This is a genomic window from Microbacterium sp. 22303 (assembly GCF_052045265.1).
GTDB lineage: Bacteria > Actinomycetota > Actinomycetes > Actinomycetales > Microbacteriaceae > Microbacterium.
Genome location: NZ_JBQEOQ010000002.1, coordinates 96,887 through 116,881 on the forward strand (window position 1 = coordinate 96,887; position 19,995 = coordinate 116,881).

The 19,995-nt window shown below is 70.3% G+C and carries 17 protein-coding genes; 5 read left to right on the forward strand and 12 right to left on the reverse strand.

Features of this window, described 5'->3' with window-relative positions:
• Window positions 1-29 precede the first annotated feature (29 nt).
• The gene (gene pntB, locus ACTJI8_RS06180) at window positions 30-1,427 is read right to left on the reverse strand and encodes a Re/Si-specific NAD(P)(+) transhydrogenase subunit beta (RefSeq protein WP_440732546.1); all 1,398 of its coding nucleotides are present in this window, start codon (window positions 1,425-1,427) and stop codon (window positions 30-32) included.
• On the reverse strand, window positions 1,424-2,980 hold the full coding sequence (locus ACTJI8_RS06185; RefSeq protein ID WP_440732547.1) for a Re/Si-specific NAD(P)(+) transhydrogenase subunit alpha: 1,557 nt from the start codon (window positions 2,978-2,980) through the stop codon (window positions 1,424-1,426). Before ACTJI8_RS06185 ends, pntB begins: the two co-directional genes overlap by 4 nt.
• 180 nt (window positions 2,981-3,160) lie before the next feature.
• Between ACTJI8_RS06185 and ACTJI8_RS06190 the strand changes: the two genes are divergently transcribed.
• Entirely contained in the window at window positions 3,161-3,586 is a 426-nt protein-coding gene (locus ACTJI8_RS06190) for a hypothetical protein (RefSeq protein WP_440732548.1), read from the forward strand.
• 96 nt (window positions 3,587-3,682) lie between these two features.
• Entirely contained in the window at window positions 3,683-4,984 is a 1,302-nt protein-coding gene (locus tag ACTJI8_RS06195) for an alpha/beta hydrolase (protein ID WP_440732549.1), read from the forward strand.
• Window positions 4,985-5,066: 82 nt separating this feature from the next.
• Here ACTJI8_RS06195 and ACTJI8_RS06200 read toward each other — a convergent pair whose 3' ends face one another.
• Both ACTJI8_RS06200 and ACTJI8_RS06205 read right to left on the reverse strand, forming a co-directional pair.
• Window positions 5,067-6,392 (reverse strand): cation:proton antiporter domain-containing protein, encoded by a 1,326-nt coding sequence (locus ACTJI8_RS06200; RefSeq protein WP_440732550.1) that lies wholly within the window; start codon window positions 6,390-6,392, stop codon window positions 5,067-5,069.
• A gap of 22 nt (window positions 6,393-6,414) precedes the next feature.
• Window positions 6,415-7,383 (reverse strand): LysR family transcriptional regulator, encoded by a 969-nt coding sequence (locus ACTJI8_RS06205; RefSeq protein WP_440732551.1) that lies wholly within the window; start codon window positions 7,381-7,383, stop codon window positions 6,415-6,417.
• A gap of 70 nt (window positions 7,384-7,453) precedes the next feature.
• Between ACTJI8_RS06205 and ACTJI8_RS06210 the strand changes: the two genes are divergently transcribed.
• The gene (locus tag ACTJI8_RS06210) at window positions 7,454-8,494 is read left to right on the forward strand and encodes a YeiH family protein (RefSeq protein ID WP_440732552.1); all 1,041 of its coding nucleotides are present in this window, start codon (window positions 7,454-7,456) and stop codon (window positions 8,492-8,494) included.
• A 175-nt stretch (window positions 8,495-8,669) separates the two neighbouring features.
• Here ACTJI8_RS06210 and ACTJI8_RS06215 read toward each other — a convergent pair whose 3' ends face one another.
• The 5 genes from ACTJI8_RS06215 to ACTJI8_RS06235 form a co-directional block, all read right to left on the reverse strand.
• Window positions 8,670-9,686: a magnesium and cobalt transport protein CorA gene (locus ACTJI8_RS06215; RefSeq protein ID WP_440732553.1), complete on the reverse strand. Its 1,017-nt coding sequence runs from the start codon at window positions 9,684-9,686 to the stop codon at window positions 8,670-8,672.
• A 140-nt stretch (window positions 9,687-9,826) separates the two neighbouring features.
• Window positions 9,827-11,107 carry a serine hydrolase domain-containing protein gene (locus ACTJI8_RS06220; RefSeq protein WP_440732554.1) on the reverse strand — a complete coding sequence of 427 codons (1,281 nt, stop codon included), beginning with the start codon at window positions 11,105-11,107 and terminating at the stop codon, window positions 9,827-9,829.
• A 118-nt stretch (window positions 11,108-11,225) separates the two neighbouring features.
• The gene (locus tag ACTJI8_RS06225; protein WP_440732555.1) at window positions 11,226-11,951 is read right to left on the reverse strand and encodes a response regulator; all 726 of its coding nucleotides are present in this window, start codon (window positions 11,949-11,951) and stop codon (window positions 11,226-11,228) included.
• Window positions 11,948-13,243 (reverse strand): sensor histidine kinase, encoded by a 1,296-nt coding sequence (locus tag ACTJI8_RS06230; protein ID WP_440732556.1) that lies wholly within the window; start codon window positions 13,241-13,243, stop codon window positions 11,948-11,950. Before ACTJI8_RS06230 ends, ACTJI8_RS06225 begins: the two co-directional genes overlap by 4 nt.
• Complete coding sequence (locus ACTJI8_RS06235; protein WP_440732557.1) at window positions 13,240-13,815, reverse strand: hypothetical protein; 576 nt, start codon at window positions 13,813-13,815, stop codon at window positions 13,240-13,242. Before ACTJI8_RS06235 ends, ACTJI8_RS06230 begins: the two co-directional genes overlap by 4 nt.
• A gap of 270 nt (window positions 13,816-14,085) precedes the next feature.
• Here ACTJI8_RS06235 and ACTJI8_RS06240 point away from each other — a divergent pair, with 270 nt between their 5' ends.
• Complete coding sequence (locus ACTJI8_RS06240) at window positions 14,086-15,159, forward strand: hypothetical protein (RefSeq protein ID WP_440732558.1); 1,074 nt, start codon at window positions 14,086-14,088, stop codon at window positions 15,157-15,159.
• Between the two features lie 142 nt (window positions 15,160-15,301).
• On the forward strand, window positions 15,302-15,955 hold the full coding sequence (locus tag ACTJI8_RS06245) for a response regulator (protein ID WP_440732559.1): 654 nt from the start codon (window positions 15,302-15,304) through the stop codon (window positions 15,953-15,955).
• Window positions 15,956-16,018: 63 nt separating this feature from the next.
• On the opposite strand, the gene ACTJI8_RS06250 is transcribed toward ACTJI8_RS06245, so the two are convergent.
• The 3 genes from ACTJI8_RS06250 to ACTJI8_RS06260 form a co-directional block, all read right to left on the reverse strand.
• Window positions 16,019-17,812, reverse strand: a complete 1,794-nt coding sequence (locus tag ACTJI8_RS06250; protein WP_440732560.1) for a sensor histidine kinase — start codon at window positions 17,810-17,812, stop codon at window positions 16,019-16,021.
• Between the two features lie 80 nt (window positions 17,813-17,892).
• Entirely contained in the window at window positions 17,893-18,465 is a 573-nt protein-coding gene (locus tag ACTJI8_RS06255) for a hypothetical protein (protein ID WP_440732561.1), read from the reverse strand.
• A gap of 143 nt (window positions 18,466-18,608) precedes the next feature.
• Window positions 18,609-19,994 (reverse strand): ATP-dependent DNA helicase, encoded by a 1,386-nt coding sequence (locus ACTJI8_RS06260; RefSeq protein WP_440732562.1) that lies wholly within the window; start codon window positions 19,992-19,994, stop codon window positions 18,609-18,611.
• Window position 19,995: the final 1 nt, after the last annotated feature.

Below are 19,995 nucleotides of genomic sequence, written 5' to 3' on the forward strand. Positions count from 1 at the left end.
CCGACCTTCGGCGCACTGGGCGGAGCGGATCAGAGCGCCGCGATGATGTCCTCCACGCGCTGCTTGGCGTCGCCGAACAGCATCTGCGCGTTCTCCCGGAAGAACAGCGGGTTCTGCACGCCCGCGTAGCCGGCGGCCATCGAGCGCTTGAACACGATCACGTTCTCGGCCTCCCACACCCGCAGCACCGGCATGCCGGCGATCGGGCTGCCCGGATCCTCCGCTGCCGCGGGGTTGACGGTGTCGTTCGCGCCGATCACCAGTACGACGGAGGTCGACGCGAGGTCGTCGTTGATCTCCTCCATGCTGAGCACGATGTCGTACGGCACCTTCGCCTCGGCGAGCAGCACGTTCATGTGGCCCGGCAGGCGCCCCGCGACGGGGTGGATGCCGAAGCGCACGTCGATGCCGCGTTCGCGCAGCTTGGAGACGAGGTCGGCGACGGGATACTGGGCCTTCGCGACCGCCATCCCGTATCCCGGGGTGATCACCACGCTCTTCGCGGAGGTGAGCATGTCGGCCGCGCCTTCCGCGTTGATCTCCCGGTGCTCGCCGTGCTCCTCGTCGCCCGACGCGGACGCCACGATCCCGAATCCACCGGCGATGACGGACAGGAACGACCGGTTCATGGCCTTGCACATGATGTAGGAGAGGTAGGCACCGCTGGATCCGACCAGCGCACCGGTGACGATGAGCAGGTCGTTGTTGAGCAGGAAGCCCGCCGCGGCCGCCGCCCAGCCCGAGTAGCTGTTCAGCATCGAGACGACGACGGGCATGTCGCCGCCGCCGATCGACGCGACGAGGTGCCAGCCCAGAGCGAACGCGAGCAGGGTGACCGCGATCAGCAGCCACAGCTGCTGGTCGATCACGAACCACACCGTGAGCACCAGGAACGCGACGAGCGCCAGGATGTTCAGCACGTTCTTGCCGGGCAGCATGAGCGGCTTCGAGGACATCCGCGCCGACAGCTTGAGGTAGGCGACGATGGATCCGGTGAAGGTCACGCCGCCGATGAAGATGCCGATGAAGACCTCGGCGTTGTGGATCCCGACCAGGGCGGGGGCGATCTTCGCGTGGGCGAGGTGGCCGTTCCAGCCGACCAGCACGGCGGCGAGACCGACGAAGCTGTGCAGCAGCGCGATGAGTTCGGGCATGCCTGTCATCTCGACGACCCTGGCGCGCCACAGGCCGATCCCGGCCCCCACGATCAGGGCGACGAGAAGGAAGACCAGTCCGATCACGGCACCGCCGGTCCATGCGTTCGCGACGGTGAGCGACACCGTGGCGAGCAGCGCGATCGCCATGCCGGAGATCCCGAAGATCACCCCGGAGCGCGCGGTCTCGTGCTTGCTGAGCCCGGCGAGACTGAGGATGAACAGCAGGGCCGCGACGATGTACGCGGCAGTGGAGAGAGCCCCGACGGTCACTTCTGGCCGCCCTTCGTGAACATGGCGAGCATGCGACGGGTGACCGCGAACCCTCCGAAGATGTTGATGGATGCGAGCAGCACGGCGATCGCGGCGATCACCTGGACGACCGGATTCGGATCCGTGATCTGCAGCATCGCGCCGACCACGATGACGCCCGAAATGGCGTTGGTCACCGACATGAGCGGGGTGTGCAGCGCGTGGTGCACCTTGCCGATCACGTAGAAGCCGATCACGACGGACAGCGTCAGCACCGTGAAGTGCTGAGGCAGCGGCGCGGGCGCGAAGGCGTTCACCGCGAACAGCGCGGCGATGCCGAGCACGATCAGCAGCGCCTTGCGGCCGGCCGACATGCCCTTCTTCGCCGGTGCGGCCCCATCCGGTCCCTGAGGCTGCCGAAGGGCGACCGGCGCCTTCGCCGGAGCCGCCGCGACCTGCACGGGCGGTGGCGGCCAGGTGACGGCACCGTCGCGCACGACCGTGACCGAGCGCTGCACGACGTCGTCGAAGTCGATCGTGAGCACGCCGTCCTTGCCCGGGGTGAGCAGGGCGACGAGGTTCGCCACGTTCGTGCCGTACAGCTGCGAGGCCTGGGCGGCCAGGCGTGAGGCGAGGTCGGTGTAGCCGAGGATGATCACGCCGTTCTCGGTGACGATGCGCTCGCCCGCGACGGATCCCTCCACGTTCCCGCCCTGGCCCGCCGCCATGTCGACGATCACGCTGCCGGGCTTCATCGCGGCGACATCGGACGCCGTGATGAGCCGGGGCGCGGCACGCCCCGGGATGAGCGCCGTGGTGATGATGATGTCGACGTCGGCGGCCTGCTCGGTGTAGATCTCGGCGGCGCGGCGGTCGTACGCCTCGCTCGTGGCCTTGGCGTAGCCGTCGGAGGACTTCTCCACAGCCACGTCGACGGGCAGGTACTCGCCGCCGATCGAGGTGACCTGGTCGGCCACCTCGGGGCGCGGATCCGTGGCGCGCACGATCGCGCCGAGGCTCGAGGCCGCACCGATCGCGGCGAGACCGGCGACGCCCGCGCCCGCCACGAGCACCTTCGCCGGCGGCACCTTTCCGGCGGCGGTCACCTGGCCCGTGAAGAACCGGCCGAACTCGTGCGCAGCCTCGACCACGGCCCGGTAGCCCGCGATGTTCGCCATCGAGCTCAGCACGTCCATCGACTGCGCCCGCGAGATGCGCGGCACGGCGTCGAGCGCCAGGGCGGTGATGCCGCGCTGAGCGAGGGACTCGACGAGGTCGGGGCGCAGCGCCGGCGACAGCAGCGCGATGAACGTCGCCCCGTCAGCGAGCAGAGCGATCCGCTCCGGATCCGGCGGCGTGATCGCCAGCACGATCTCACTGCCCCACGCCTGCGAACGTTCGACCAGCGTCGCCCCCGCGGCCGCGTAGGCCTCGTCGGGGTACGACGCATCCGATCCCGCTCCGCGCTCCACGACCACGTCGTGACCGAGCTTGCGAAGCTGCGCGATCGTCGCCGGGGTCGCGGCCACGCGCGCCTCGCCCGCAGGCTCGCGCACGATGCCGATGACTGCCATAGCTACCTCCTCTGTGCCCGTCAGCGATGACGGGGCTCCAGGCGACCTCGCCCGGACAACCTGCTCAGAGTACTGAGCCGGACGGCGGGGATCCCTCGGCTTTTCGCGATCTTACGCGCAAAGAATCGCGGATCTTTCCAGTCCGACAACGCCGCGCGCTCCCCGCGTAGGCTCGTCCTCATGGCACCGGATCCTCGGCTGAAGGCACTGCTCGGCGACTGGACGGGGACGGAGGAGCTCTTCCCCACGGCGTGGACGGAAGCAGGATCGGCCCGCGGTGCGCTGAGCGTCGAACCCGGTCCCGACGGGATCCTCCTGGACTACGTGGAGTCGCGCGACGGAGCCGACGGCGCACCCCTCGTCGCGCACGCCGTGGTGGCCGGCGCGGGGTTCTGGTGGTTCGACACGTACGGCTTCACTCCGGCGACGCCGGGCACCGCGGTCTGGCAGGACGATGTCCTGGTGCTCGACCGGCGCTCCGACCGCGGCCGCACCGTGATGCGACTGCGCGCGGAGGGCGACCGCCTCGTGCTCGAACTGGACACGGCCGTGCCGGCGGACGCGGATCCGGCGCCCCTCGTGCGCGGGGTCTACACGCGCGGCTGATCACCCCGGCTTCCGGTCTGACCGGTGGTGATCGGCACCGGACTAGAGTCACTCGTGCCGCGCGCGATACGACTGACCACCGAACAGGAGCCATCGATGACCTGGTTCTTCAAGCTCAACGTCATCGACGGCCCGCTCCCGCTCACGATCTGGGGGCTGACGATCGTGGCCGTGATCCTCGTCTTGATCCGCCGGCCCACCCCGGCGTGGTTGTGGCGGATCGTGATCGCCCTCGCCGTCGGGATCGGCGGAGGCGCTGCACTCGTGGCGTTCGTGAACACGTCGCACGCCTTCGGGCCGGCCATGCCCTACGCGTGCTGGTTCTGGGCGCCGGCAGGGTTCGCGGCGATCCTCCTGGGCATCGTGTCGCTGTGGGAGCGCCGGGTCTGGCGAAAAGTCGTCGCGGTGCTTGTGGTGATCCTCTCCCTGCTCTCCACGACGCTCGGCGTCAATGCGGCGTTCGGCGTCAACACCACGGTCGGCTCGATGCTCGGCATCGCGACCGACGACAAGATCGATGTGCTGCCCAAGCCGGTTCCGACCGAGACCACGAGCGGCCCGCTCTACAAGACCTGGCACCCGCCGGCGAACATGCCGAAGACCGGCGAGACGGCCGTGCTCAGCGGCTCGCACGCGATCCCCTCCACCGGCGGCTTCCAGCCCCGCGACGCGGTCCTCTACCTGCCCCCGGCGGCCCGCACCGCGAACCCCCCGCGGCTCCCCCTGATCGTAATGATGATGGGCTACCCCGGCGACCCGGACGCCACGTTCATCGCGAAGGCGCTCGACGACCTCGCCGCCAAGAACAATGGCCTCGCGCCCATCGTGATCGTCGCGGATCAGCTCGGCGTCACCAAGGCTGATCCGGTCTGCGCGAACACCGCCAAGTACGGGGACGTGCCCGCCTACTTCAACACCGACATCCCGGCCTACGCGACGAAGAACCTCAACGTGCTGCTCGACCACAGCTACTGGACGATCATGGGCTATTCGAACGGCGGCGCCTGCGCGTTCACATGGGCGACCCACCACCCGGACATCTGGGGGAACATCGTGGCGATCTCGCCGGACGAATACCCGGGCGTGGAGTGGCGCGACGAGGCGATCAAGACGCTCTTCGGCGGCGACGCGGCGAAGTTCGACGCGCTCAAGGCCGAGGCGGGGATCGCGGAGAACCCCGGGAAGTTCGCCGGTCACCTCGCCGTGTTCACCGTCGGCGGTGCGGATCCGGGATACATCCCGGGGACGAAGCGCGACGCCAAGCGCGCCGAGGACGCCGGCTTCACCACCACGTTCCATGAAGCACCGGGAGCCGATCACGTCGCAGGCGCCCTGAACACCGGGATCCCGTTCGCCATGGAACTGCTCTACAAGCATCTGGGGCTGTCCGCGCCGTGATCCCTGTCCCGCTGCCGAGAGCCTGTCCGGCGGTGCCCGGCTCGGGTGGGATTGCGCCTCGCTGACGACAGGGCGGCGCCGGTCAGTGCGGCGGCGCCGCCGAGCCCTCTGCGCGCGCGGCGGCATTGCCCGGGGCGAGCCGACGCAGCACGAACGGCGCCGCGACACCGTGCAGCAGGATGCTGCCGACGACCGTGACGACCATGACCAGCAGCACGGCATTGCTCTCGACGCTGTCCGTCTCGAAGGCGTTGTAGGCGAGCAGGCCGAACACGATGGTGGCGGTGCCTCGCGGACCGAGCAGACCGATCCGCACGCGATCGCCGCGACTGACGGAACTGCCCATGAGCGACAGGTACACCGGACCGAGCCGCAACAGGGTGAGCGCGAGCAGTGCGAGCACCAGGACACGCCAGTCGAACGACGACGTGAAGGCGACGAGTGCGGCGCCGCCGAGCATGAACCAGACGAAGTTCGCCGTGAGAGTGCCCACTTCCTCGACCAGCAGCAGCTCGGCGTGCGGGATCACCCGCTCCTGCATGCCCCGTGTGCGGGTGACGCGGTAGATGAGCCCCGCGACGAAGGCCGCCACGAAGCCGTTCGCCTCGAGGGCCGGGATCGTCGCGATGCCGTAGGCGATGAGCGGCAGCAGCAGCATCGCGTAGCGGGCACCCCCCTCGTTCGCGATGCCCCGGTCGCGGGCCGCCCTCAGCGCGAGCCCGATGACGCCTCCCAGCACGACGCCGATCACGATGGCCGAGACCGTCGCGGGGATCGCATTGACGAACGCCTCCACGAACTTCTCACCGCTGTGGCCGAGATCCTTGTCGTCCACCGTGACGTTGTCGGATCCGGTCGCGATCATCTTCTCCACCAGCGGGGCGAGCACGACCGCGATCGGCAGCGCCATGCCGAAGATCGGCGAGACGAGGCCGTCGTTGTAGCCGCTCTCCACGTTCAGGATCGCGCGGATCCGCTCCGGCAGGAGCTTGGTGCGCAGCAGGCGCGTCGCCGGCGCGAAATCGGTCGGCATGATCACACAGGCGATGACGACGGCGGCCACCAGGGCTTCGGGGAGGAGGAAGGCTCCGGCGATGGCAGTGAGGATGAGCGACAGCGGCAGCGCGATCAGCACGAGCCGAGCCGTGACCCTGCCCTCTCCGCCGAAGATGCCGCCGCGCACCTCGGTCGCGTCGGCGAAGAGCAGGATCGACAGGATGACCTCGACGATCTTCTCGGTCAGCGGCGCATCGAGTGCGGCCGCGTAGGTCGGCAGATCCCACACCGTGGTCGCGGCGCCCAGCACGAGCAGCATCGCAGGCCCCGCCATGCCCCACCGCTCGAAGCGATGCGACACCAGCGACCACAGCAGCACGGCGGTGAGGCCGAAGAGCACGAGCGGGGGCATCCGGATCCTTCCTTGAAGACGATCAGAGAGTACCGCGGCCCGAGCGCACCCGTTCCTTCGCGGTCGCCACGGCCACCTCGATCAGCTCCCGGGCGGCCGGGGAGAGGTCGCGCGCTCCCCCGCGCCAGAGCGCCGTGATCGGGCGGATGACGGGTTCGCCGGCGGTGCGCACCGCGCGCAGTCGGCCCAGCCGGATGTCGTCGGCGGCCTCCCGCCGGCTCATCACCGCGGCCCCCAGTCCGCCCGCGACCGCGGAGCGCACGGCGGCCGAGGTCGGCAGCACCACCGCCGGCTCCGCGGCGTCCCTGCCGAGCCGGCGGCGCACCTCGTCCTCCCAGGCGCGCCGGGTGCCGCTGCCCAGCTCGCGGGCCACGAGCGGCTCGTCGGCCACCGTGTCGAACTCGACGGGGCCGCGCGCGTTCCAGGGGTGCTCGGGCGCCACGACCAGCACGAGCTCGTCCTGGTCCACCATGGTCGCGCCGAGGTCGACCGGCACCTCGGTCGACTCGATGAACGCGAGATCCGCATGCCCGTCCCGCACCAGCGCAGCGGCGTCCGTGCTGTTGCCCGAGAGCAGCTGCACGGCGGTCGGCGTGCGCCCGATCTCGACCTGGCGTCGGCGGAGTGCGACGAGCCACAGCGGCAGCAGCCGCGCCGACACGGTCTGGCTCGCCGCGACGGTGAGCCGTGCGGTGCTCTCGCCACGCAGGGTGCGCGTCGCGGTGCGGAACCGGCCGACCGCCGCCAGCACATCGTCCGCCCAGGACGCCACGACCTCGCCCTCGAGCGTGGGGCGGGTGCCCGACGGGGCGCGGTGGAACAGCGACAGTCCGAGTTGACGCTCCACCGCGCGCAGACGTGCCGACGCCGACTGCTGGGTCACGCCGGTCTCCCGCGCCGCCGCGGAGATCGAGCCGGTGCGCACGACGGCGACCAGCAGTTCGAGTGAGCCGAGGTCGGGCATCGCTCCGTCTGTCACCTGGCTTGCCACAGTCCACGACTGTACCCCTATCGAGCGCCGCCGGATACCGCGGTCGACGTCGACGGACGAGCCTGGATCCATGATGTTCCGCCCTGCCCGCACGTTCCCCTCCCGCCTCGTCGCGCGCGGGGCGGACGTGCTGCCGGGCTTGGCGCTCACCGTGCCGATCGCCGTCGTCGCCACGCTGATCGGCGCGGCGATTCCGGTGCTCGGATCCGCCCTGCCCGCGATCGTGATCGGCGTGGTCATCGCGGTGATCCGTCGGCCCGGCGCGCGTTTCCAACCCGGTGTGGAGTACTCGGGTCGGTTCCTGCTGCAGCTCGCCGTGGTGCTGCTGGGCGCGCAGCTGTCGCTCGACGCGATCCTGCGCGTGGGTGCGGAGACGCTGCCGGTCATGCTGTCGACTCTTGCCGTGTGCCTGCTCGGCACCTGGGTCATCGGCCGGGCGCTGCGCGTGCCCCAGCGCCTGCGCACCCTGATCGGCGTCGGCACCGGAGTCTGCGGGGCCTCCGCGATCGCCGCGGTGTCGCCGGTGATCGGCGCGCTCAGCGCGGAGGTCTCGTACGCGGTGTCGACGATCTTCGTCTTCAACATCCTCGCCGTGGTCCTCTTCCCCCTGCTCGGTCACGCCCTGAGCATGGATCCGCACACCTTCGGACTGCTCGCCGGCACCGCCGTGAACGACACCAGCTCGGTGGTCGCCGCGGCGAGCGTCTTCGGAGCGGCCGCGCTCGGCTACGCCGTCGTGGTGAAGCTCGTGCGCACCCTGATGATCATCCCGATCTCGATCGGGCTCTCCGTCATCGAGTCACGCCGGGCGACCGGAGGGCGGCGGCTGACCCTGCGAGGCGTGGTCGGGCTGGTGCCGTGGTTCCTCGTGGGGTTCCTCGTCGTCGCGGTGATCGGATCCCTCGGGGTGATCCCCGCCGGCCCACGAGAGGCGATGGTGCACACCAGCGGGTTCCTCATCGCCACCGCGATGGCCGGCATCGGGCTGTCCACCGACGTGACCGCGCTGCGCCGTGCCGGCTGGCGGCCCCTCGCGCTCGGCGCGATCCTGTGGATCCTGGTCACCGTCACCGCCCTCGCGGTGATCGCACTGACGACAACTGGTCGTTGAGCGAGGACGCGCGAAGCGCGACCGAGACGAAACGCGGCGCTCTCGCGAAATGACCGCACCCGATTGAGGCCGGTCCTCCGGTCGTTCAGGTCGCGATTTCTGCTCTTCCGGCGTGGGTTTCGGAGCAGATAGTGCGACCTGAACGAGGATCAGACCGCCGGGGATCCGGATCCGGTCACAGCCAGCCGCGCTTCTTGAACACCAGGTACAGGGCGAATCCGCCGCCCACCATGAGCGCGATCGCCATCGGATAGCCGGCGGCCCATTTCAGTTCTGGCATCACCTCGAAGTTCATGCCGTAGATGCCCGCCACGATGGTCGGCGCGAAGAAGATGGCGGCCCAGCTGGAGATCTTCTTGACCTCCTCGCCCTGCCGCATGCTCTCCTCGGTCATCCGGCGCATCTCCTCGTTCTGGCGCCGGGCGACGATCGTCGCCTCCACGGTGAGCGCGTTGTCGAGATTGGCGCGGAACGTCGAGACGCGCTCGGACAGGGTCAGGATGTGGTCGAGCACGTCGCGCAGGTAGCGCTGCAGCTCCAGGTCGACGGCGTACTTCGCGGATCCGCGCAGCAGGTTCTCCAGCATCGGCTGCAGCGGCTGCGTGGCCTTCTGGAAGTCGATGACCTCGCTGCTCAGCTCGTAGATGCGCTGGGTGACGTCGGATTCCTCGAGGAACAGCTGCGCCTCGATCTCATCGATGTCGTTCTCCAGACCCGCCAGCACCGGCGAGTACTCGTCGACGAGCTCGTCGAGGACCGCGTAGAGCACGGCCTCGGGGCCGCGGGCGAGCAGCTCGGGGTCGTGCTCCATACGGCCGCGCACCCTGCTCAGGCTCGGCGTTTCGGCGTGCCTGATCGTGACGACGAAGTTCGGGCCGACGAACACGTGAAGCTCGCCGAACTCGACCTCCTCGTTCGCGTCCAGATAGCGAGCGGGGCGCAGCACGATGAACAGGGTCTCCCCGTAGCGCTCGAGCTTGGAGCGCTGATGCCCGGTCAGCGCATCCTCCACGGCGAGCTCGTGCAGGCCGAACTCCGCGGCGACCTGGCGCACCTCCTCCTCGCTGGGGCGGTACAGGCCGATCCAGCCCATGCCGCCGCGGTCGTGCATGAGCTCGAACGTCTCATCCAGCGTGTGCGGGGTGTCGGTGCGGACGCCGTCCACATAGATGCCGTTGTCGACGATCGCCATGGTTGCTCCTCGGGTCGTGCGTGCGCCTCGACCTGCAAGCCGGTCGAACGCGGGAGGCGTCGAGCCGTCCGCTCAGCTGTCTTCCGGCAGATGAGCGGACCAGCCGAACCAATACTCCCGCGCTCGACGGGAGTATTGCATCAGCCTTGCGGCAGCGGGCAGATGGCCGCGCCGTCGACCGCCTTAGCGTAGTCGTCCGAGGTGAACGGCAGGGCGAATTCCGGCGCCGTCCTGCCCTTGCCCGCGGGCGCCTTGGAGGCGATCGCCGCGAGCTCGAACGCGAGGTCACCCGCGAACGCGTCGCCGACCGTGGAATCGTTCAGCACCACGGCGACCGTGAAACCGGTCGCCGGGTCGGAGTAGGCCGCAGTCAGGTAGCCGGGCGTCCCGCCGTGCTGGCCGATCATCGATCCGACCAGCTTCGCGCCGCCGGTGGTCTGGTACCAGCTCGGGGCTCCGTCCGCGATGGGGAGCGGGGTGCCGAAGCGCTTCGGGGTCTTCTTCACCCGCAGCGCCTGCGCCGCCTCGGCCTGCACGTACCGTCCGAGATCGGCGATCGTGGAGACCACTCCCGAGTCGGTGTAGCCGTTGCTCGACGAGCTCACGGTGATGTCCGTGGGCTTCGCGCACTGATAGGCGCCGTCGACCTGGGTCAGGTAGGAGCCCTTCAACGCAGGCGACGGGGTGGGCGCGGCGGCCTGGGGACCGGGCAGCGACGTGGAGCCCAGCCCGAGCGGAGCCGTCACGTACTGGCGGATGAGCTGCGCCGCGGTCTGGCCCGTGGCGCGCTCCAGCGCCTGCCCGAGCAGCAGATACCCCGCATCGGAGTCGCGGTAGCCGGTGTGCGGGGGCGTCCGGTTCTGGGCGAGCCCGTAGGACGCCAGCTCCTTCGGCTCCCACTGCCGGTCGGGGTTGCTCAGCCACATCGGCATCGCCGTCGCCTGGGAGGAGCCGATCCCGCCGGTGCCGTTGCACAGATCCAGCAGGGTGACGTCCTGCAGATCCGGCACACCCGAGACGTACTCGGTGATCGACGCGTCGAGCTCGACCGCGTCGCGGTCGGCCAGCGCGTACAGCACGTCGCAGGTCATCAGGCGAGTGACATCGCCGATCCGGAACGACATGTCGGTGCTCACCGGGGTCTTGTCCTCGACGGACACGGTGCCGAGACCCTCGACGTAGGATCCGCCCCAGGGCGCCCACACGCCGACGATCGCGCCGCTCGAGCCGCTCGCCGCCATCGCGCGCTGGACGGCCGCCTTGATCTGGTCCTGCGTATCGGACGGCAGCCCGCCCTGCACCTGCGGTTTCGGCGAGTACGAGGGGGCTGCCGCGGTTCCCGAGCAGCTGCTCAACGCGAGTGCCGCCGCAACGGCACCGGCGACCAGCGCCCCTATCCGACGGCCTGTGATCCGACGCATTCGCCCCCCTGACATCCTCACGATTGTAAGCGGCCCTTCTCAGGGCGACGTCATCCCTGAGGATGATCCCGGACATCGGGCGAAGATTGTGATGTGCGGGATCCGCGCCCACTGTGCCTCAGACGCTCCCGAGTCCCTTCGCGATCGCCTGCGCGCGATCGCGCACGCCCAGCTTCGCGAACAGCGCGTTGACGTGCGTCTTCACCGTGGCCACCCCGACGTAGAGCGCCTCGGCGATCTCGCCGTTCGACCGGCCCTGCAGGATGAGCGCGTAGACCTCCCGTTCCCGAGCTGTGAGCGCAGGGAACCGCGTGGCGAGGGCCGTCGCCGAGGCCGGATCCGGATCCGTGTCCGCGAGGGAAGGCTCGACGCGCCCGTGCGCATCCGGCGCGGCGGCATCGGGGGTGACGGCGTGCGGCGCGCCGATCCGTCCCAGCAGCACGTCGCGCACCGGGGCGGAGAACGTGGACTGTCCTGCGGCGACCGCGCGGATCGCGGCGGCGAGCTCCGCCCGCCCCGCGTCCTTGGTGAGGTAGCCGCGGGCGCCGGCGCGCAGCGCGGCGACGATGTCGGCGTCGTCGGCGAAGGTGGTGAGCACCAGCACGGCGGTGCCCGGCGTCTCCGCCGTGACCCGCCGAGTCGCGGCGGCGCCGTCCAGCACCGGCATCCGCAAGTCCATGAGGGCGACATCGGGATGGGTGGCGGCGATGAGCGCCACGGCCTCGGCCCCGTCGCCGGCGGCGCCGACGACCTCGAAGTCCTCGACGAGGCTCAGCACCGTCTCCAGCCCGTCGCGGATGATCGCCTGGTCGTCGGCGAGCACGATGCGGATCCGCTCGGTCATGCCGGCGCCTCCACCCGCAGCACGAAACGATCGCCCCGTGCGCCCGCACCACCGCCGGTCCCTGAGCCCGTCGAAGGGTCCGGCACCAGACCTGCACGGGCGGTCCCGCCGAGCGCGGCGAAGCGCTCCCGCACCCCGCGCAGCCCATAGCCGCCACCGGTCGCGACGAGCCCCCTGTCCTGAGCGGGCGCCGCGGGGGCCGGGTTCTCGATCGTGCACTCCACCCGGTCAGGATGCCAGATCAGCCCGACCCGCACCTCGGCGCCCGGCGCGTGCTTGCGCGCGTTGCTCAGCCCTTCCTGCACCGCGCGGATCAGCGCCTCGGCGAGCGCGGCCGGTACCGAGCGCGGCACGCCGGCGACGTCGAGGCGGGCGCTCTTCTCCCCGGTGACGAGTGCGCGGATCCGGACCTCGAGTTCGTCCGGCGCTGCCGGTGCCGCCGTGTCGGACTCCGGTTGCTCGGCCGGCTCGCGCAGTGCCCGCACGGCCTCACGCGCCTCTTCCAGCCCGTTCACGGCGAGTCGCCGCGCCGCCGTCACCCGTTCCGCCGCGCGACCGGCGTCACCCGCGTCGAGCAGCGCCTCGGCCGCGTCCAGCTGCACCACGAGGCCGCCCAGGCTGTGCGCCAGCACGTCATGCAGGTCACGGGCGAGCGCCACCCGTGCGGCGGCGGCCTGCGCCCGCAGTGCCTCCGCGCTCGCGCGTTCCCTCTCGATCAGGAGCACGCGCTGCGCCCGCCGGCCGAGCCCCGCGATCACGCACAGCACGAGGGCGGCGACGATCCCGGCGAACCCGAGGACGTCGACCTCGGATCCGGCCTTCCCCGTCGCGCCGGCCTGCGCGAGCGCGGCGCCCAGCGCGATCCCGAGCGCCCCCACGACCGCGACGCCGCCGAAGACCGGCAGCGGCGTCTGGGGATCGCTCGTCACGGTCATCACCGCCACCACGAGCAGCGCCACACCCACCCCGCGCGTCGGAACCGCGGTGAGGCTCCCCGCGATCGTCATCACGGCGAGCAGACCGATCGCGAGCAGCGACGCCCGGCTGGATGGCGGAGACGTCCTCGCCCGATCGGCCGGCGCCTGCACCCCTGCCGGAGGAACCGGATCCGTTCCGCCCCGGGTCGCAGCGACCAGCGTGCGGATCACCCAGGCCGCGAGCCCGACGAGGGCGAGGGCGGTGACCCACGGCGAGACCACGGGGGCGGCCCGCCACAGTCCGTAGGCGACGGCGAGAGCGCCGGCGAGATTGATGCCGGCGCTCCACCAGGTGAGCGGATTGATGCGGGTCACGAGACCATGATGCGCGCTGATGCGTCCTGCGCGGTGCCGCGGCGCAGCCCTTCGACTCGGTGGTGCAGGACGAGGGTCCTGGCTGCGCGGTTCGCGGCGAGCACGAGCAGGATCAGCCCGCCGGAGATCCCGAGGTGGCTGCCGAACGACTCGAACGCGAAGGTCAGGCCCACGCGCACGCCGATAAGCACGACCCACAGCGCAAGGCCCCAGGGCGAGGTGCGGGTCTCGAACTCGGCGGCGGCCCTGGCAGCGGCCTTGGCGGGCATCCCCGCCGTGACCGGGACGGCGCCGTCCGGGCGGGCGATGCGGCGGATGTGTGCGATCGCGCCCATCGCGGCGCCCACGACCACGGCGATCACGATCTCGACGACGAACGCGACGACGTCGATGACCCCGAGTCCGCGCCCGTTCAGGGACTGCAGCAGCAGGGCCACGCCGAGGATCGCCGCCACTGCGGGGAAACTCCAGTCGCGGGTGCCGAGCACCGGACGCCAGGTCATCTGCCGGACGGCGATCACGCCGACCGCGACGAGGATCAGCAGGACGTTGGAGACGATCGAGAGGTTCATGTCCTCGATGCTCCTCGGATGCCGGATCCGGCGGCACCGCCCTGGGGTGGAGATCCGCGTTCGGCGGGTGGAGATCTGCGGCCAGCGCGCGGAGTCCGCGCCCGGCGGGTGGAGATCCGCGTCCGAGCCCGCGATGTGGTGCAGGCACCACATCGCTGTGGTGGCACGACCATCGGCCGCCGGCGCGTCGATTTCTAGCCTTTTCGGTACGAGAACTTCCCGGATCGGGATGCCGCAGACGCCCTTCGCGGGCAGTGAGAGAAGGACACCATGAACACCACGAAGACCACTGACAACACCACCGCCAGACGCCTCGTCGGAGCCGGGCTCGTCGGCGCCACCGTGCTCGGCTCGATCGCCATCGGCGTCGCCACCGCCGCCCCCGCGTCGGCCGCGACCCCGGTGCGCGCGGCGGCCACGGCCGACGTCACCCGCGGTTTCGACATCGTCAACATGACCAAGCACACTCTGGAGCTGACCGGGATCGGCAGCCCGGGCGAGCGCGATCAGTACCGGCCGACCGGGACGAAGATCCTCCCCGGTCAGTCATACCGCTACGAGAAGGTCTACTACTTCGCCAAACGCGGTGAGACGACCCTCACATTCAACTACAGCGAGAACCTGCCCGACGGCTCGATCCGGCTCGGAACCTTCGAAGCGACACTCGTCGTCGACGCCTTCAGTGGCACCAACATCCGCACGGATGCCGGTGCCACCTTCACCGTCGAAAACCAGGGCATCACCGCCGGCCGGCTGATCCTCTCGGAGAAGGAGTTCTCCACGATCTCGGTGCCCGCCTCCGACGCCCAGCGGCAGGCCGACCTGCTCAACCAGACCTGCATCTCGGGGATGGCGTCGTGCACGTTCACGCCGGTGACGAAGGTGGACGGCCCCGATCAGCGCAGGCTGGTCGCCGGTGGCGCGAACAACACCGACACGGCGCGTCCGGAGAGCTTCACCACCAAGGTCGTGGCCACCACCACCTCCTCGGTCGAGACAACCGGATCCGCCAAGCTGACGATCAAGGGGATCCTCGAGGCGGGCCTCAGCCACAAGTACGGCGGCACCTGGTCCGACACCAAGGAGACCACGAAGGTGCACAACTACACGATGAGCCCTTACTCGAACTACAACATGTGGTCGCGGTCGCTGACCGACCGGGTGACCGGCGACTTCACCGTCACGATGGGCAAGACCACCTGGAAGCTCACCGGGGTGCACTTCGACATCCCGAAGAAGGACGCCGACCCGCTCTACGACAGCGTCGCACGCCCGCTCACCGACCAGGAGAAGGCGAACCTGCCGCAGGTCGCCGAGATCAAGCCGATCACGCCGGCCGACTGACCCACTGGGGACCCGGGGGATCCGAGGAGTTGGGGAACCACGGATCCGAGCCGCCGCCCGCACCCGAGAGGTGTGGGCGGCGGTTCTGCGGGAGTACTCTCGGGGCACCGGCGGGATCGCACACCGGCAGGCAGGAGCACGTATGCGCGTCGTCATCGCCGAGGACGAATTCCTGCTGCGGGAGGGGATCTCCCGCATCCTCGCGGATGAGGGTCACGAGATCGTCGCGACGGCCGGCGACGCGGACGACCTGCTCGGCAAGGTCGCCGCCTACCGGCCGGATCTCGTGCTCACCGACATCCGGATGCCGCCCGCTTTCGCCGACGACGGTCTGCGCGCGGCGAAGCGGATCCGTCGAGAGTTTCCCGGGACGGCCGTGGTCGTGCTGTCCCAGTACATGGACGCCACCGGTGCGATGGAGCTGCTCGCGGACGGCGCGAACGGCATCGGCTATCTGCTGAAGCGCCGCATCCTCAACCTCGAGGACTTCCTCGACTCCGTTCAGCGCGTCGCCGACGGCGGATCCAGCATCGACTCGGATGTCATCACCTCGATGGTGCGCCGCGAGGTCCGCAACCATCAGGACGGCGGCATCGCGCAGCTCACACCGAGGCGGCTGGAGGTGCTGCAGTTGATGGCGCAGGGCTACAGCAATGCGCGCATCGCCCGAGAGCTCTTCGTGACGGAGAAGGCGGTCGCGCGCAGCATCGCTCTCATCTTCGTGGCCCTCGATCTGCCTCCGGATCCCGACGACCATCGCCGGGTCCTGGCCGTGATGCGCTTCCTGGACCGGTGACGGATCCGGCACGCTCAATCGGTCCCTGAGCTCGTCGAAGGGCCGCACCCGTGGGTCGGTGCACTATCCCCCGCGATGGCCGAGCTGAATCTCCGCGCGCAGCGTCGTCCCGCCGGGAACGGCCGACTCGAATGTCATCGTCCCGCCCAGCGTCTCGATCCGGTCCCTGAGGCTGCGCAGGCCGAATCCCGGGACCGCCCCGACCGGCCCCTTCCCGTCGTCGCTCACCGCGATCTGCAGGCGGCCGTCCCGCACGGCCAGGTCCACAACGATCTCGCGGGCGCCGGCGTGCTTCACAGCGTTGGTCAGGGCCTCGGCGATCACGAAATAGGCCGTCGACTCGATCTCGGCCTCCATCCGGCCGAGAGGGGCGGCGACCTCGACCCGCACCGGGGTCCGGACCTGGTCGGCCAGCGCGGATACGGCGGCCTCCAGGCCGTGGTCCTTCAGCCGGCTCGGCATGAGGCCCTCGACCAGGCCGCGCAGCTCGTCGAGCAGGGATCCGCAGCGCTCGGCGATCTGTGCAGCCTCCGCCCGGATGTAGTCCGCGTCGTCAGCCTGCCGCGCCATCCGCTGCACGTCGATGCCGACCAGGACGATCCGTTGCTGGGCGCCATCGTGCAGATCCTGTGCGATGCGACGACGTTCGGCGTCCGCGGCCACGACGATCCGGCGCCGAGAGGTCTGCAGCTCCTCCGCGGCCACGTGGAGCTGCTGCACCGCGGAGCGCAGCTCGACGATCAGCCGCTGCTTGTCCATCGCGAGTCCGAGCTGTGCGGCCACGGTCGCGACCAGCCCCCGGTCCGCGATCAGGTCGCGGTCATAGAGGAGCCCGCCCACAGGTGCCTCGACCGGACCGATCGGCCACCAGCCGCGCTCACCGGGTACGGCGAGCTCGCGCCCTGCGCTGTCGACGAAACGCGCTGGGTCTGTGTCCGCCGTCCAGAGGATCCTGGCGCTGGGGTCGCCCAGAGCCCGCACCGCGAGCGCATCGAGCAGCGCCGGCTCCACGGATGCCGCGGAGATGCCCGCGGCCACCTCCGCGACCTCACCCGCGTGACCGAACGCGCCGAAGGTCAGCCCCACGAGGAAGGCGACGGGCAGGCCACCGAGCATGAGCAGCTGGACGACGGTCGCGGCCTGCTGCACGCCGGGGCGGGAGTCGAGGTGCAGCATCACGACCGTCACGCCGATCACCGCGATGGCCGCGCACCCGTAGCCGATGAACGGGAGCAGTTGGCGGCGCGGGAGTGTCGCCATCCGCGAGAGCCGGATGCCCCAGAGGACGACCGTCGCCGCCAGAGCGAGCATGCCCACCGCCGCCTGCAGGGTCCAGACCACCTCGGTCACACCGGGTTGCAGGGCGACGATGATCTGCGGGGCCACGGAGACGAGATAGGCCACCGCCACGATGGCGCGGGCGGCCCTGCCGGGCAGCCGACCGGAGGGGAACGCGAGCAGCAGGTGCAGCAACAGGGCAAGCGGGAGGCTGGACGTCAGCGTGCCCAGGACGCGGAGCGCCGGGATGCTGTCGTCGTAGGTGCCGGAGGCCCACAGCGCCAACGCGGTGAGCAGCATCAGCCGCCCGATGGCGTTGTGCGGGCGCCGGTACCACGCGAGGAGGCCGGTGATGGTGAAGACCGCGACCAGCACGGTGTCGAGCAGGGATCCGCCGGGGCCCCTCGTCGAGGGGATCGCGAGCTCGACCAGGCAGAGGACGGCCATCAGGATGCCGATGCCGACCAGCGCCGCACGCAGGCTCGGCGTTCCCGCCCCCGGAGAGCGCCCGTCCGCGGTCGGCGGGCGCCGGTCGGTCGCCGGAATGCGCCCGTCCGCCGAGCCGTTGAGCGGTGTCATGCGTACAGGATCCCAGGACGGTCAGCGCAGCGGAACGGTTCCGGATCTTCAGGTGGCTCGCTCGGCCTGGAGATGTGTGGTCAGTGAAGGCCGGGGCGAGGCATGACGACCGACGGGTCCGGGCGGAGGATCAACGTGTCCCCCGGAGTCCAGGGCCGCTCGTAGTAGGGCGGCGCAGGATGCGTGCCCACGAAGTTGTACCGCGCGATGGACACGTAGTCCATGCAGAGGCGCGTCTCGATGCCGTCCCAGTTGTCGCCCGCGACCGTCGTGTAGCTCACGATCCGCCCCTGGCCGTCAAGGTTCACGGTGCCGCTCGCGCCTTCGCGCGGTCCGAAATCGATCGGCTCAGCCAGGAGCTCTCCCCGGCGTCCAAGGAGATTTCCGTCGGCATCGACCACGTCCGTGGTCTTGATCTGCGCGGGCGGGTGGCAGTTCTCTGCGCCCCCCACACGCTCCTGCTCAGATGTCGGGAAGCTGGCTGACGGCTCCGGTGTGGGCGTAGCGGACGGCTCAGAGGAGCTCGTCGGCGGAGTCGTTGCGTGCGGAACGGCGGCTGTGATGGCCGCGACGGCGGTGCCTGCGCCAACGGCGAGGGCGGCGACCACGAGCCCGGCGACCGCCCAGGTGGCGATCTTCGCCGCGCGATTCATGGCTTCAACTTAGCCCCGGAGCCAGACAGTTACGAGCCTCGGCCGTGCCAGATTTGCGCAACAGCGCGACCGTGAGCGCGAAGAGCAGCAGCGCCGTCGCCACCGCCCGCGAAAGCACCTGATCCCATGTGCCGCATACCCGCCTACGACCCGACCTTCGGCGTGGAGTCGCCCTGGCGGGCCTCCCACGCGGCGCGCATGAAGCGGCGCACGTCCTCGTCGACGCGGATGTCGCGGGGGCGCAGCGGGCGGGACAGGTACAGCCCGTCCAGCGAGGTCAGCCGCGACAGCGCGACGTAGGTCTGCCCGGGCGCGAACGCGCCGGATCCGAGATCCACGATCGCGCGATCATAGGTCTTGCCCTGGGACTTGTGGATCGTGACCGCCCACGCGAGCCGCAGCGGGAACTGCGTGAACTCCGCGACCACTTCGCGCGAGAGCGTCTTGGTACCGGGGTTGTAGATGTACCGGTAGCGCTCCCAGACCGCGGGTTCGACGTCGACCTCCTCGCCGTCGATCTCCACCCGCACGGCATCGCCGAGGATGCGCACCACGGTCCCGATCGTGCCGTTCACCCAGCGCGGCGGCTCGGGCGCGGCCGAGACGTCGTTGCGTAGGAACATCACCTGCGCGCCCTCCTTGAGCTGCAGCTCCTGGTCGGCGGGATAATTCGCCTCGCCGCGGCCGAAGTCGCCGGAGATGTCGGCCTTGGCCTTCTGCACCTTGCCGGGCAGCGCCGCGAGATGGCGGGCGTTGATGCCGTTCACGATGTCGTTGCGCGTGGCGAGTGTGATCATCGGGATCTCGCCCGGTGCCGGCTCGGGCGGCGTTCTCGCGCCCGCGTCGTTGAGCGCGCCCGCGATCTCGGCGGTCACTCGGCCGTAGCGCACGGCGTTCAGCATCGCCTTGAAGCCCGCATCGGACTGCCGGTGGATGTGCACGAGCTCGCGCACGTGCAGCGTCGCGCCGTGCGTGCCGATGTCGAGCAGTCCGTCGGTGGCCTCACCACCGGTCCACACCTTGGCGTCGAAGAACCAGAAGGAGCGGTAGTGGTCCTGGATGTAGCGCAGCTCGTCGCCGCGCGGCGGCACGGGGGCCAGCTGATACGGATCCCCGAACATCACGACCTGCACGCCGCCGAACGCCTCCGCCTTGCGGCCCCGCGCCTGACGCAGCGACCGGTCGATCGCGTCCATCAGATCCGCGTTGACCATCGACACCTCGTCGATAACGAGCGTGTCGATCGCGTTCAGGATCTTGCGAGTCGCATCCGACTGGTCGATCTCGCTGTCGGCGATGAGGCCGATCGGCAGGCGGAACAGCGAATGGATCGTCTGACCCTCGACGTTCAGCGCTGCCACCCCCGTGGGGGCGCAGACGGCGATCTGCTTCTGCGTGTTGTACGCGAAGTGCTGCAGCAGGGTCGATTTGCCCGTGCCGGCGCGTCCGGTGATGAACACGTGCTCGCGGGTGTCCTCGATCAGTCGGAACAGTTCTTCCTGTTCGGCGGAGAGGGTCGGCGTGCTCACG